The organism is Actinomadura harenae (assembly GCF_003696215.1).
In the GTDB taxonomy this organism is placed as follows: Bacteria; Actinomycetota; Actinomycetes; order Streptosporangiales; family Streptosporangiaceae; genus Spirillospora; species Spirillospora harenae.
Genome location: NZ_RFFG01000162.1, coordinates 1 through 13,180 on the forward strand (window position 1 = coordinate 1; position 13,180 = coordinate 13,180).

Consider the following 13,180-nt stretch of genomic DNA (forward strand, 5'->3'; position numbering starts at 1 on the left):
CGGGCCGCCGACCAGGCCGCCGCGCAGGTCGTGGAGCGCCTCGCCCGCACCTCGGCGATGGAGGCGGTCGAGCGCGCCGCCCGCGACGCGGCGGTGAAGATCGCCTCGGCGGCGGCCGAGAAGGCGGTGCGGGAGGCCGTCCAGGAGGCGCGCTCGGTCGCGCGGACGGTCGCGGACGCCAGCCCGCTGGCGGGCACCGCGATCGAGGTGACCGGCACGCTGACCGGGACGGCTCTGACGCTGGCCGAGCAGGCCGCGCAGCATCCGATGGCCGCGGCGGCGCGGCGGCTGGCCGCCCGCAACCCGTTCGCGCGGGCCGCGACCGCGTCGGCGATCGACGCGGTCGCCGACGTCGCGGGCCGGACGGTGTCGGCGCCGGTGGTGCAGGCCGCGACACGGGTCGTGGTCGACACGGCGATCGACGCGGTCGCCGACGTGGCGGTGGACGTCGCGCTCGACGTCGGCCGCGAGGTGATCGCCGACGTGGTCAAGGCGGTGGCGCGGGAGGCCGCCGGGCAGGCGGCGCGGGAGCTGGCGTCCGGGGTGCGGGAGCAGGGCCGCCGGGTCGCCGAGGCCAGCCCGGTCGCGGCCGCGAGCGCCGACCTGGCGTCCTCGTTCGTCCTGGACGTGGCGCGTGACCTGGGGACGGGCGAGGCGGCGCGGGCGGCGAGCGGGTTCTGGAAGGCCGCCGCGGGCAGCGCCCTGGCCCGCACGGCGGCCGGGCTCGCCGGGCAGGTCGCCGACCGGGCGCTGACGCTGGCGATCGAGACGGTCATGCGCGAGCTGATGCGCGAGGCGCTGAAGGCCGTGCTGAAGGAGTCGCTGCGGGGGCTCATGCGCGACGTGGCGCGCGACGTCGTGGTCGAGTCCGTCCGGACGGGCTGGGCGACCGTGCTGCGCGCCGACGCCGAGCCCACATCCGCCCCCGAGCCTGAGCGCCCCGGCGACGGCAGGGGACGCGGCACGGGCACGGGCGGGACGGGCGAGGTGTCGCTCGGGGGGCTGGTGGGCCGGATGGCGCGCGCGGTCGCGTCGCATCCGGCGACGGGCACGGTGGTGACGTCGGCGACGGGGATCGCGGTGCGGGTCACGGCCCGGACCGCGCCGCGCGTGGTGCCGAGGATGGCGGCGAGCACGCTCCGCAACGCCTCCCGGTACCGGGTGGGCGTCCGCCGCGCCGACCGTCCGGAGCGTCCGGCGGCGCCGTCCACGGAGTCGGGCTCCAACGCGTCGATCTTCACGGTGGTGACGCGGACGGCCGGGGGCGCGGCGGCCGTGGTCCGCACGGCGGTCCGTCCGGCCGCCCCCGCGCGGGGCTCCGGGGGAGACGGGCCGGAGGCGTCCGAGACTGGTCGCTGAGCGGCCCGCGATTCTGAAAGATCCATGAGAATCCGCTGGTCACAGCGGTGACCGTGGGGTGGGCGGTTACCGTGGTCGAATGGAGTCTGGTGCCGCGCGAGGGCGGATCCTGGTCGTGGACGACGAGCCGGCGGTCCGGGAGTCGCTGACCAGCAGCCTGGAGTTCGAGGGGTACGAGGTCGGCACCGCGGCGGACGGGCTGCTGGCCCTGGACGCCGTGGAGCGGGAGCGTCCGGACCTGGTGGTCCTGGACGTGCTGATGCCCCGGATGGACGGGCTGACCGCGTGCCGGCGGATGCGGGCGCGGGGCGCGACGATGCCGGTGCTGATGCTGACCGCCCGGGACATGGTCGGCGACCGGGTGACCGGCCTGGACGCGGGCGCGGACGACTACCTGGTGAAGCCGTTCGAGCTGGACGAGCTCCTCGCGCGGGTCCGGGCGCTGCTGCGCCGGGCGGTGGACTACGGCCCGGCGTCGCGCCCGGACGGCGAGATCCTGGCGTTCGACGACCTGAGCATGGACCCGCGGACGCGGGAGGTGACGCGGGAGGGGCTCCCGCTGGAGCTGACCCGCACCGAGTTCATGCTGCTGGAGCTGTTCCTGCGGCATCCGCGGCAGGTGCTGACGCGCGAGCAGATCCTGGAGACGGTGTGGGGGTTCGACTTCGAGCCGGCCTCCAACTCGTTGGACGTGTACGTGATGTACCTGCGCCGCAAGACCGAGGTGAACGGGCTGTCCCGGCTGATCCACACGGTGCGCGGCGTCGGCTACGTGCTGCGGGGCTCGTCGTGACCGCGCGTCCCGGGGGCCCGAACGCGGCTCGAGGCACGGCTCGCGGCACTGGCCGAGGCGCGGACCGGGCCGCGGTCCTGGGCGCGGCCTGCGGCGTGGGGCGGGGCGTCCGGTGGCGGGGAGGCGGCGGATCGTGCGGCGGCTGATGACGCGGCTTCCGCTGCGGGGACGGCTGGCGCTGCTGACGGCGCTCGCGGTCGCCGTCGCGGTGGCGGCGTGCGCGACGGTCAGCTGGTTCCTCGTGCGGGGCCAGCTGTACCGGGAGCTGGACGGGCGGCTGCACGCCATGAGCGGCGGCCCGCCCCCGGCGCAGGGGGGCGAGCACATGCCCGTGCGCCGGGAGTGGCGGGACGCGCAGACCGCGCTGGTCATGTGCAGTCCGACCCCGCTGCCCGATATGGGGCGCGCGTTCTCCGGGCCGTACGCGATCCAGCAGGTCGTCCGGTCGGACGGGCAGCCGTGCACGATCGAGGGCCGGGGCGGGCTGACCGTGACCGACGCGGACGCGCGGGTCGCGGCGGGCGAGCGGCCGAGCGCCCTGCACAACGGCGAGGGCGTCGACAGCCAGGGGCAGAAGGTGCGGGTGCGGATCCTGACCGTGGCCCGGCAGACGGGCGACGGGACGCAGTACGCGCTGTCCACGGCGATCCCCCTGGACGAGGCGGAGGGGCCGCTCGGCAACCTCGCGCTGCTGCTGGTGGCGGTGTCGGCGGCGGGCGTGCTGCTGTCGGCGGGCGCGGGCCTGATGATCGCGCGCACGTCGCTGCGTCCGGTGGACCGGCTCACCGACGCCGCCGAGCACATCGCGCGGACCGAGGACCTGGACACCCGGATTCCCGAGCACGGGCACGACGAGATCGCGCGGCTGAGCCAGGCGTTCAACACGATGACGCGGGCGCTGGCGGCGTCCCGGGACCGGCAGCAGCAGCTGATCGCGGACGCGGGGCATGAGCTGCGCACGCCGCTGACGTCGCTGCGCACCAACATCGATCTGCTGCTGCGGTCGCAGGACAGCGGCCGGGAGCTGCCGCCGGACACGCGGCGCCGCCTGCTGGCGAGCGTGAAGGCGCAGATGGTGGAGCTGTCGAGCCTGGTCGGGGACCTGCTGGAGCTGGCGCGTCCGGCCGAGGGGCAGCCCGCCCGGGAGACCGTGGCGCTGCACGAGGCGGTGGAGCGCGCGGTCGAGCGGGCGCGGCTGCGCGGCCCGGGGCTGACGGTCGAGATGGACGTGTCGCCGTGGTTCGTGCAGGGCGATCCGGGGCAGCTCGAGCGGGCCGTGGTGAACCTGCTGGACAACGCGGTGAAGTTCAGTCCGCCGTCCGGGCGGGTGCGGGTGCGGCTGGACGGCGGGGAGCTGACCGTCCGGGACGAGGGGCCGGGGATCGCGCCGGAGGACCTGCCGCACGTGTTCGAGCGGTTCTGGCGGTCGCCGTCGGCGCGGAGCCTGCCGGGGTCGGGGCTGGGGCTGTCGATCGTGGCGCGGGTCGTCGGCGAGGGCGGCGGACGGGTGACGCTGGAGCCTGCCGGGGGCGGCGGGACGCTGGTCCGGGTCGTCCTTCCGGGCGGCCCCGTGCGTCCGGACTGAGGGCGTTTCCGCACTTCCGGGGCTTTTCTGGGGGGCTTTCTGAGGAAGCGTCCGGCGGTCGGGGACCGGTTTCTCATCGACCGTTAAGGAAGCGCTCAGCGGCCTCCCACGCCGGTTTCCGACGGTGGTCGCATGAGTCACCTGGTCACCACGCGGAGCACGGCGGGCCACGCCGCGGCCTCGTCCGGTCCCGGGCATCCCGAGGGGGAGCCGGGCGGGCGGGGGCGGCTGGTGGAGGTCGTGATCCCGGTCTACAACGAGGAACGCGTGCTGCCCGCGAGTGTGCGGCGGCTGCACGCCTATCTGAGCGACACCTTCCCCTACGCGTGGCGGATCACCGTCGCCGACAACGCCAGCACGGACGGCACGTGGCGGCTCGCCGAGGAGCTCACGGCCGAGCTGCCGGCCGTCCGGGCGGTGCATCTGGACAGCAAGGGCCGCGGCCGTGCGCTGCGGCGGGTCTGGTCCGGGTCGGACGCCGACGTGGTCGCCTACATGGACGTGGACCTGTCGACCGATCTGGACGCGTTCCTGCCGCTGGTCGCGCCGCTGATCTCCGGGCACAGCGACCTGGCGATCGGGTCGCGGCTGTCGCGCGGGTCGGCGGTGGTGCGCGGGCCGCGCCGGGAGGTGATCTCGCGCTGCTACAACCTGCTGCTGCGGGCGACGCTGGCGGCGCGGTTCTCCGACGCGCAGTGCGGTTTCAAGGCGGGCCGGACCGAGATCGTGCAGGCGCTGCTGCCGGTGGTGGAGGACCAGGAGTGGTTCTTCGACACCGAGCTGCTGCTGCTGGCCGAGCGGACGGGGCTGCGGATCCACGAGGTCCCGGTCGACTGGGTGGACGATCCGGACAGCCGGGTGGACGTGCTGCGCACGGCGCTGGACGACCTGAAGGGAATGGCGCGGGTGGGACGGCGCATGCTGACCGGCGGGTTCGGAGCCCCCGTCTCCGGACGGTCCCGCGCGCGAACGCGCACGGACGACGATCCCGAGGGCACGGGCGGGGGTGAGCTTCCCGCGGGGATGCGGCGGCAGCTCCCGGTGTTCGCGGTGATCGGCGCGGTGAGCACGGTGGTGCAGCTGGTGCTGTTCGTGCTGCTGCGGCTGGTGATGGGGCCGCTGATGGCGAACGCGCTGTCGCTGGTGGTCACCACGATCGGCAACACCGCCGCGAACCGGCGGTTCACCTTCGGCGTGACGGGGTCGCACCGGGCGGTGCGGCACCAGATCGAGGGCGGGCTGACGTTCCTGCTCGGGCTGGGCCTCAGCACCGGCGGGCTGGCGCTGCTGCACGCGACGGTCGCGAATCCGTCCCGGTGGGTGGAGGTCGCCGCGATGGTCGCGGCGAACGCGGTCGCGACCCTCGTGCGGTTCCTGCTGATGCGCGCGTGGATCTTCCACCCCCGCCGCCTGCCAAGCCCCCGGCTCCCGGACGCGGCTGAGGGTGTGGCGGTGGACGCGGTCACGGGTGCGGCGGCGGCTGAGGAGGGTGGGCGATGAGCTCGACGATGACGACCGGTGCGCCGGAGGGGGCGACCCGGTCCTCGGGGGCTCGTCGGGGACGGCTCGGCAGGTTCCTGCTGGGGCCGGAGGGCGATCCGCCGTGGGTGCGCCCGGGGTTGTGGGCGATCCTGGCTGTGGCGGCCGTCCTGTACGCGTGGGGGCTGTCGAAGAGCGGGGACGCGAACACCTACTACGCGGCGGCGGTGAAGAGCGGCACCGAGAGCTGGAAGGCGTTCTTCTTCGGGTCGCTGGACGCGGGGTCGTTCATCACCGTGGACAAGCCGCCGATGGCGCTGTGGGTGATGGGCCTGTTCGCCCGGGTGATCGGGTTCGGTTCGTGGAGCCTGCTGCTGCCGCAGGTGATCGAGGGTGTGGCGGCCGTGGCGCTGCTGCACGTGACCGTCCGGCGGGCGTTCGGCCCGGCGGCGGCGCTGCTGGCGGCCGGGGTGCTGGCGCTGACGCCGATCACCGTCGCGATCAACCGCGACGACAACCCTGACACGCTGCTGGTGCTGCTGCTGGTCGCGGCGGCGTGGGCGACGATGCGGGCGATCGAGGACGGACGCGTCCGGTGGCTGCTGGCGGCGGCGTTCTTCGTCGGCTGCGGGTTCAACACCAAGATGCTCCAGGCGTTCGTCGCGCTGCCCGCGCTGGCGCTGGCCTACCTGCTGTTCGGGCCGCCCAAGCTCGGACGGCGCGTCCTGCGGCTGCTGATGGCGGGCGCGATGCTGGTGGTGTCGGCGGGCTGGTGGATGACGGTGGTCGACCTGATCCCGGCGTCCAGGCGTCCCTACATCGGCGGCAGCACCGACGGCACCGTGTGGGACCTGGTCATCGGCTACAACGGCCTGGGCCGGGTGTTCGGTCAGGACCGCGCGGGACGCGGCGGCGGCCCCGGCGGGTTCGGCGGCGGTGACGCGTTCCGGGAGTTCGCGCAGCGGGCCGGGGACACGGCGCAGAACCGTCCGCGGGGCGGCTTCGGCGGCGGGTTCGGCGGCCAGTCGGGCATCGGCCGGATGTTCGGCGCGGAGATCGGCGGGCAGATCTCGTGGCTGCTGCCGTTCGCGGCGATCGCGCTGGTCGCGGGCCTGGTGCTGGTGTGGCGGCGGCCGCGGACCGACCTGGTGCGGGCGGCGCTGGTGCTGTGGGGCGCCTGGCTGGCGGTGCACTTCGTGGTGTTCAGCTTCTCCGAGGGCACCTTCCACCCGTACTACACGACGGCGATGGCCCCGGCGATCGCGGCGCTCACGGGCGGCGGCGGGGTGCTGCTGTTCGGCGCCTACCGGCGGTCGGCGCGCTGGTCGTGGGTGCTGGCGGCGGGCGTCGCGGCGACGGGCGCGTGGGCGTTCGTCCTGCTGAACCGGACGCCGCACTGGTATCCGGCGCTGCGCTGGCTGGTGCTGGCCGGGACGGTCCTGGCGGTGGCGAACCTGCTCGCCGGGCGGCTGGTCCGCAGGGCCGGGGTTCCGTTCACGCTCGCGGGGCTGACGTTGGCGCTGGTCGCTGGCCTGGCGGGTCCGGCCGCGTACGCGGCGTCGGCGGCGTCCAAGCCGGTGAACGGGACGAACCCGCTGGCGGGTCCGGACAGCGGTCACGGTTTCGGTCCGGGCGGCCGGATGGGCGGACGGGGCGGCGACATGCGCGGGTTCGGCGGGTTCCCCCCGGGCATGGGGCCCGGGGGTGGTGGCGGCACCGGTTCGGCGCGTGACGGCGGCATGCCGGCGTACGGAACGCCTCCGGACGGTCAGGGTGGTTTCCCGGGGTTCGGGCAGCCGCCGGGCGGGTCGCCCACGGGTGACCGGACCGGTGGCGGGCGTCGCGGGTTCGGTGGCCCGGGCGGCGAGGTCAGCGACCGGTTGATCTCCTACCTGGAGAAGCACCAGGACGGCGCGCGGTGGCTCCTCGCGGTGAGCAACGCGCAGGCGGCGTCGTCGATCATCCTGAAGACCGGGCGGCCGGTGATCGCGATGGGCGGGTTCACCGGGACCGACAAGGCGATGACGGTGTCCAAGCTCGAGTCGTACGTCCGGCAAGGGAAGGTGCACTACGTCCAGATCTCCGAGGGCGGCATGGGCCCGGGCGGGCGCGGCGGGTCCGAGGCGGTCACGGCGTGGGTGAAGCAGCACGGGACGCTCGTCCAGCCCAGTGAGTACGGCGAGACCGCGTCGTCGGGCGGCCAGTCGGCGACGGCGGGCATGCCGGGCGGGTTCGGGACGGCGCGGCTGTACCGGCTCGGCTGAGCGGTTCTGCCAGGTCAGTGTGTGGGGTCGGTCCTGCCGCGGTGCCGTTTGTCCGGCGCCGTGGCGGGGCCGGTTCCGCGCGGTCATGTTGTGAGGGGTCGAGGGCGATGACGACGATGCTGGTGGACGAGACGTCGGCGGCCCGGCCGGGCGGCGGGCGCGCGCGTTGGGCGCGGCGGCTGGTGCTGGGCGGCGCGGACGATCCGAGGTGGGCGCGTCCGGGGTTGTGGGCGCTGCTCGCGGCGACGGCGGTGCTGTACGTGTGGGGGCTGGGCGCGTCGGGGTGGGCCAACGCGTTCTACGCGGCGGCGGCGCAGGCCGGGTCGGTGAGCTGGAAGGCGATGTTCTTCGGCGCGTCGGACGCGGCGGGCGCGATCACGGTGGACAAGACGCCGCTGGCGTTGTGGCCGATGGCGTTGTCGGCGCGGGTGTTCGGGGTGAACGCCTGGAGTCTGCTCGTCCCGCAGGCGCTGATGGGGGTCGGGACGGTCGCGTCGGTGCACGCGGCGGTGCGGCGGGCGCTGGCCGGTGAGGTCGGGCGGGACGTCGCGGCCGGCGCGGGCCTGCTGGCGGGCGCGGTGCTGGCGGTGACGCCGGTGGCGGTGCTGATGTTCCGGTTCAACAATCCGGACGCGCTGCTGGTGCTGTTGCTGAGCGTCGGCGTGTACGCGCTGGTGCGGGCGCAGGAGCGGGCGTCGACCGGGTGGCTGCTGGTCGCGGCGGCGGCCGTGGGGTCGGGGTTCCTGGCGAAGATGCTGCAGGCGTTCCTGGTTCTGCCGGTGTTCGCGCTGGTGTACCTGGTGGTCGCGCCGACGCCGCTGCGGCGGCGGGTGTGGCAGTCGCTCGCGGCGGGCGGAGCGCTGCTGGTGGCGGCGGGCTGGTGGGTGGCGGTGGTGGCGCTGGTCCCGGCGTCGTCGCGTCCCTACATCGGCGGGTCGCAGCACAACAGCGTGCTGGAGCTGGCGCTCGGCTACAACGGGCTGGGCCGGCTGAACGGGAACGAGACGGGCGGCCTGGGCAACACCGACGGCGACGCGGGCTGGCTGCGGATGTTCGGGACGCAGGTCGGCGGGCAGATCGCCTGGCTGGTCCCGGCGGCGCTGCTGCTGCTCGTGGCGGGCCTGTGGGCCGTGCGCCGGACGCCCCGGGCGGGCGCGGCGCGGGCGTCGCTGCTGGTCTGGGGCGGCTGGGTGCTGGTGACCGGCGTGGTGTTCAGCCTGATGCGGGGGATCTTCCACGAGTACTACACGGTGGCGCTGGCTCCGGCGGTCGCGGCGCTGGTGGGCCTCGGGGCGGGTCTGGTGTGGCCGCGGCGGCGCGTCCCGGGGTGGGCGGGGGTGCTGGCCGGGACGGTGGCGGTGTCGGCGGTGTGGGCGTGCGTGCTGCTGCACCGGACGCCGCAGTGGCGTCCGTGGCTGACGGCCGTGGTGGTCGTCGCGGCGCTGGTGGCGCTGGTGCTGATCGCGTCCTCGGCGTCCGAGGGCGCCGACCGCGCCGCGACCGCCGCCCGGGGCGAGGGCTCGGGCGCGGGCGGGGTGGTCGAGGCCGGTGACAGGGGTGGCCGTGGTGGCCGGGTGGTGGCCGGTGGGACGGTGGTGGCGTCGCTGGTGACGGTGTTCGCGGGACCGGTGGCGTATGCGCTGGACACGGCGTCCACGCCGCACTCGGGTGCGATCGTGACGGCCGGACCGTCCACGGGGCGTGGTCCTGGCGGGTTCGGCGGGCACATGCGGATGCGCGGCGGCGGCGGGCAGGGCGCGTGGGCGCGCGGCATGCCCAATGGGACACCGAACGGCATGCAGGGCGGGATGCCGGGCGCCGGGGGTTCCGGCGGGGCCTTCCCGGGGTTCGCCGGGAACGGTGGTCCGGGGACGTCCGGTGGCTTCGGCGGGCCGCCGCCGGGTGGCGGGTTCCCCGGCGGCAGGGGACGGGGAGGGCACGGCGGCCCGGGTGGGCTGCTGGGCACGGCGAAGCCGTCGTCGGAGCTGGTCGCCGCGCTGAGGCGGGACGCGTCGTCCTACACGTGGGTCGCGGCGGCGGTCGGGTCGAACAACGCGGCGGGGTACCAGCTGGCGACGGGGCGTCCGGTGATGGCGGTCGGCGGGTTCAATGGGACCGACCCGGCGCCGACGCTGGAGGGCTTCCAGCGGCTGGTGGCGGCGGGGAGGGTCCACTACTTCGTGGGCGGGTCGATGCCGGGGGCGCGCGGCGGATCGTCCGGCGGGAGCGACGACGCGCGGCGGATCGCGGCGTGGGTGGAGGGGGGCTTCGCCGCGCGGACGGTCGGCGGCGTGACCGTGTACGACCTGACCACGGGCCTGGCCGGGGGCCGGTGACGTCGCTGGTGACGTGCCGGGTGATGTACTCGGGGTGGGGACCGTCGCCCGGACGGTCGCGGGGCTTGGAGGAGGAGCGATGGCCGACCGCAGCAGGCTGGACGAGGCCGCGATCGCCGAGCGGCTGAAGGAGCTGCCGGGGTGGTCACGGCAGGGGGAGGAGATCCGGCGGGAGTTCGAGGCGCCGTCGTTCCCGGCGGGGATCGAGCTGGTGGTGGCGGTCGCCGGGGCCGCCGAGGAGGCCGACCATCATCCCGACATCGACGTGCGGTGGCGGACGGTCCGGTTCGCGCTCAGCACGCACAGCGAGGGCGGTCTGACCAGGTTGGACTTCGCGTTGGCGCGCCGGATCGACGGGTTGGCCGCGGAGCACGGCGCGCGCTGAGAGGTACGGGCGGAGGCCGGACGGTCTGTCACGGTCGTCCGCCCGGGGCCGTCCTGCCGGACGGCGGGGGATGTCCGGGGCGGCTAGTGGGTGGAGAAGCCGCCGTCGACGAACAGGGCCTGGCCGGTGACGTAGGCGGACGCCGGGGACGCCAGGAACACGGCGGCTCCGGCGAAGTCCTCGGCCAGGCCGTTGCGTCCGATGAGGGTGCGGGCGGCCAGGGACTCGGCGAGCGCGGGGTCGGACTGGATGCGCTGGTTGAGCGGGGTCATGACGAAGCCGGGCACCAGGGTGTTGGCGGTGACGCCCTGCGGGGACCACGCCTCGGCCTGGGAGCGGGCGAGGGCGGCGAGGGCGGCCTTGGAGACACCGTAGGCGCCGCTGGACACGAACGCCCGGTAGGCCTGCTGTGAGGTGATGTGGATGAGGCGTCCGTAGCCGCGTTCGGCCATGCCGGGCCCGTAGCGCTGGCTGAGCAGGAAGGGCGCGTCGAGGTTGACGGCCATGGTGGTGTCCCAGACGTCCGGGGTGAGGTCGCCCAGGGGCGGGCGGAGGTTGATCCCGGCGGCGTTGACGAGGATGTCGGGTTCGCCGAACGGCTCGGCGGCCGCGTCGCCGGCGGCGCACACGGCGTCCCGGTCGGTGAGGTCGGCGCTGACGCGGGCGGCGCGGCCGCCGAGGGCGGTGAGGTCGGCGACGGTGGCGTCGAGTTCGCTCTCGCGGCGGGCGACGACGACGACGGACGCGCCGGCGAGGGCGAGGGCCTCGGCGATGGCGCGTCCGATGCCGGAGCTGCCGCCGGTGACGACCGCGACGCGGCCGTCCAGGGAGAACAGGCCGCTCAGGTAGGACGCGGGTGTGTGGGGTGACATCTGGTTCATAAGACCGTCATGGTAGGAGAGGCGCCTGCGGGGGCCGGTGACCGCCCTCCCCTTAATGATCTTCGTTGGGGGGTTCGGGGTCGTCGTCGGGGGTGCGGCGGTCGCGCCAGATGATGACGGCGATGACCGCGACGACGACGAACGTCGGGACGAAGAACGGGATGGCCGTGACGGCCGAGTGCGTCGCGAGCGGCTGGGCCGCCAGGAGGGGTGCGGTGGTCACGTGCTGGCCTTCACGGGGGCGGGGGCGGGGCGGGCGGGTTCGGGCAGGACGCGGGCGATGCGCGCGACGCCCCAGCCGAGGGCGATGAGCAGGGTGAGGGTGCAGGCGAGGACGACGGCCGAGCACGCGGCCCACAGCCAGGCCGGCAGGCCGGTCTTCAGTTCGCGTTGCAGGATGTGGCGTTCGCCGGTGACGGGCCGGGTGACGTGGGGTTCGGCGGGCAGCTCGGGGGCGTTGATGGCCTTGTCGTGCGGGAGGTAGACGGGGACTCCGGCGAGTTCGCGTCCTTGGTGGATCCGGACGAGGGTCTTCCACTGTCCGCCGATGGGCGCGGGGACGCTGGTGCGGTAGACGCCGGGCGCCTCCCGGACGAGCCGGTCGACGTGCAGGCCCTTCCCCTGCCAGGCGGTGATGTCGACCCAGGACGGATGGCCCAGGCCGTCGCGCGGGGTGAGCTCGACGCGGACGTCGGCGGTGCGGTCCATCCCGGCGCCGTGGACGCCGGTGAGGGTGAGGGTGGCGGTCTGGCCGCGTGGGACGGTGTGGATCTGGCAGTTGACCACGGCTGCGGCGAACACGGCGAGGCTCGATGCGAACAGGGCGCGGGCCGCGTTCCGTCCGCCCCGGATCGAGGACGCGTCCCGTTCCGGGTGGGGGCGGCGTCCGGGGAGGCGGCCCTCGAGTCCTTCGGCGAGCAGCGCGCCGCAGACGCCTCCGGCGACGCCGCCGACGATCGCCATGAGGGTGCCCTCGACGGCGATGTCGCCCGTCCAGGGCAGGCGGAACGCGACGCGGGTCCAGGCGAACTCGGCGGCGAACCCGGCGGTGCCGATGAGCAGCCCGGACACGACGCCGAGCGCGAGCGGGCGCCGGGCCAGGACGAGCGCGGCGAGCTCGACGCACAGCGCCTCGGCGGCGTACAGGGGGACGGCGGCCCACAGTTCGCCGATGATCCCGGCGACGGCGACCGACACGCCGCCGCGGACCAGCATGTAGAACGCGACGGCGAACAGCGCTCCGCCGCGTCCGACCCACAGGCGGGCGCTGACCAGGGCGCATCCGGCGGCGACGGCGATGAGCAGCGGCTGGTGGACGAGGCGGAACTGCGGGACGCCGAAGTCGTACTCGGCCTGGAACACCGACAGGCCGACGAGCAGGCCGCCTGAGGTCATGCCGCGTCGGATCCACTGCGACCAGGCGGGCGGGTCCGGCTCGTGGGGGTGGGCGGCGGCGCGGGCGCGGCGGCCCTCGCGTTCGAGGATCATCATGGCGACCAGGGACAGTCCGGCGCCGCCGATGAGCATCAGGTGGGTGGGGCCCCAGAGGGTGACGTCCTGGCCGAAGATGCGGTGCCAGACGTCGTCGAGGGGGAAGCCGAGCAGGGCGTAGAAGCCCGCTCCGGCGAGCAGGACGCCGCCGGTGGGCGCGTGCCAGGTGCGGGTGATCCGGACGGCGGCGGCTCCGGGGCGCTCGCCGGGCGGCGGCAGGACGACCGCGATGACGCCCGCGGTGAAGATCCCGAACAGGCCGAACAGGATCGGGTAGTGGGCGATGTTGGCGAGAGGGCCGACGTCGCGTCCGTGGGAGATGTGCAGGGAGATGTCCCAGTACATGCCGAGCAGGGCGGTGAGCAGGGACACCAGCGCGACGCTGGAGGGCAGCGCGGCCCAGCCGGGGAGTCCGCGGCCGGGGCCGCGTTCGGCGAGGGCGGCGGCGCGGGCGAGCCAGGTGAGGCGTCCGCTGCGGTGGCCCCAGCCGAGCAGGAGCAGCACGGCGGCGAGGACGACGCCCGCGCCCGAGGCGATGACGACCTGGCCGGCGGCGGCGCCTCCGGCGGGCCTGTCCTGCTGCGCCAGGTGCGGGACGGCCGGGTGG

General features: G+C 75.3%; 10 protein-coding genes. 7 read left to right on the plus strand and 3 right to left on the minus strand.

All coding sequences use genetic code 11. The features are described from left to right. The 7 genes from EBO15_RS46965 to EBO15_RS40475 form a co-directional block, all read left to right on the plus strand. Positions 1–1,359: hypothetical protein (locus EBO15_RS46965; protein WP_158628493.1), on the plus strand; the 1,359-nt coding region annotated here is incomplete at its 5' end. 79 nt (positions 1,360–1,438) lie between these two features. Further along, positions 1,439–2,152, plus strand: coding sequence for a response regulator transcription factor (locus EBO15_RS40450; RefSeq protein ID WP_122199747.1), 714 nt, complete (start codon positions 1,439–1,441; stop codon positions 2,150–2,152). Between the two features lie 133 nt (positions 2,153–2,285). Continuing rightward, entirely contained in the window at positions 2,286–3,737 is a 1,452-nt protein-coding gene (locus tag EBO15_RS40455) for a sensor histidine kinase (protein WP_233616805.1), read from the plus strand. 132 nt (positions 3,738–3,869) lie between these two features. After that, positions 3,870–5,237 carry a glycosyltransferase gene (locus tag EBO15_RS40460; RefSeq protein WP_122199748.1) on the plus strand — a complete coding sequence of 456 codons (1,368 nt, stop codon included), beginning with the start codon at positions 3,870–3,872 and terminating at the stop codon, positions 5,235–5,237. After that, positions 5,234–7,480: a glycosyltransferase family 39 protein gene (locus tag EBO15_RS40465; protein ID WP_199745135.1), complete on the plus strand. Its 2,247-nt coding sequence runs from the start codon at positions 5,234–5,236 to the stop codon at positions 7,478–7,480. The genes EBO15_RS40460 and EBO15_RS40465 overlap by 4 nt, the downstream gene beginning before the upstream one ends. Positions 7,481–7,587: 107 nt before the next feature. Next, complete coding sequence (locus EBO15_RS40470) at positions 7,588–9,816, plus strand: ArnT family glycosyltransferase (RefSeq protein WP_233616806.1); 2,229 nt, start codon at positions 7,588–7,590, stop codon at positions 9,814–9,816. 79 nt (positions 9,817–9,895) lie between these two features. After that, positions 9,896–10,201, plus strand: coding sequence for a 4a-hydroxytetrahydrobiopterin dehydratase (locus EBO15_RS40475; RefSeq protein WP_122199749.1), 306 nt, complete (start codon positions 9,896–9,898; stop codon positions 10,199–10,201). Between the two features lie 83 nt (positions 10,202–10,284). Here EBO15_RS40475 and EBO15_RS40480 read toward each other — a convergent pair whose 3' ends face one another. The 3 genes from EBO15_RS40480 to EBO15_RS40485 form a co-directional block, all read right to left on the minus strand. Then, entirely contained in the window at positions 10,285–11,073 is a 789-nt protein-coding gene (locus EBO15_RS40480; protein WP_122199753.1) for an SDR family NAD(P)-dependent oxidoreductase, read from the minus strand. Positions 11,074–11,134: 61 nt separating this feature from the next. Then, entirely contained in the window at positions 11,135–11,305 is a 171-nt protein-coding gene (locus EBO15_RS44800; RefSeq protein WP_158628494.1) for a hypothetical protein, read from the minus strand. Then, on the minus strand, positions 11,302–13,180 hold a 1,879-nt coding region (locus tag EBO15_RS40485), incomplete at its 5' end, for a hypothetical protein (protein WP_199745136.1). The genes EBO15_RS44800 and EBO15_RS40485, both read right to left, overlap by 4 nt.

What these genes read in the sequence shown, in the direction of transcription:
- EBO15_RS40465 (WP_199745135.1), top strand. Translation starts at nt 5,234, where the DNA reads ATGAGCTCGACGATGACGACCGGTGCGCCGGAGGGGGCGACCCGGTCC.
- EBO15_RS40475 (WP_122199749.1), top strand. Translation starts at nt 9,896, where the DNA reads ATGGCCGACCGCAGCAGGCTGGACGAGGCCGCGATCGCCGAGCGGCTG.
- EBO15_RS40450 (WP_122199747.1), top strand. Translation starts at nt 1,439, where the DNA reads ATGGAGTCTGGTGCCGCGCGAGGGCGGATCCTGGTCGTGGACGACGAG.
- EBO15_RS40460 (WP_122199748.1), top strand. Translation starts at nt 3,870, where the DNA reads ATGAGTCACCTGGTCACCACGCGGAGCACGGCGGGCCACGCCGCGGCC.
- EBO15_RS40480 (WP_122199753.1), bottom strand. Translation starts at nt 11,073, where the DNA reads ATGTCACCCCACACACCCGCGTCCTACCTGAGCGGCCTGTTCTCCCTG.
- EBO15_RS40470 (WP_233616806.1), top strand. Translation starts at nt 7,588, where the DNA reads ATGACGACGATGCTGGTGGACGAGACGTCGGCGGCCCGGCCGGGCGGC.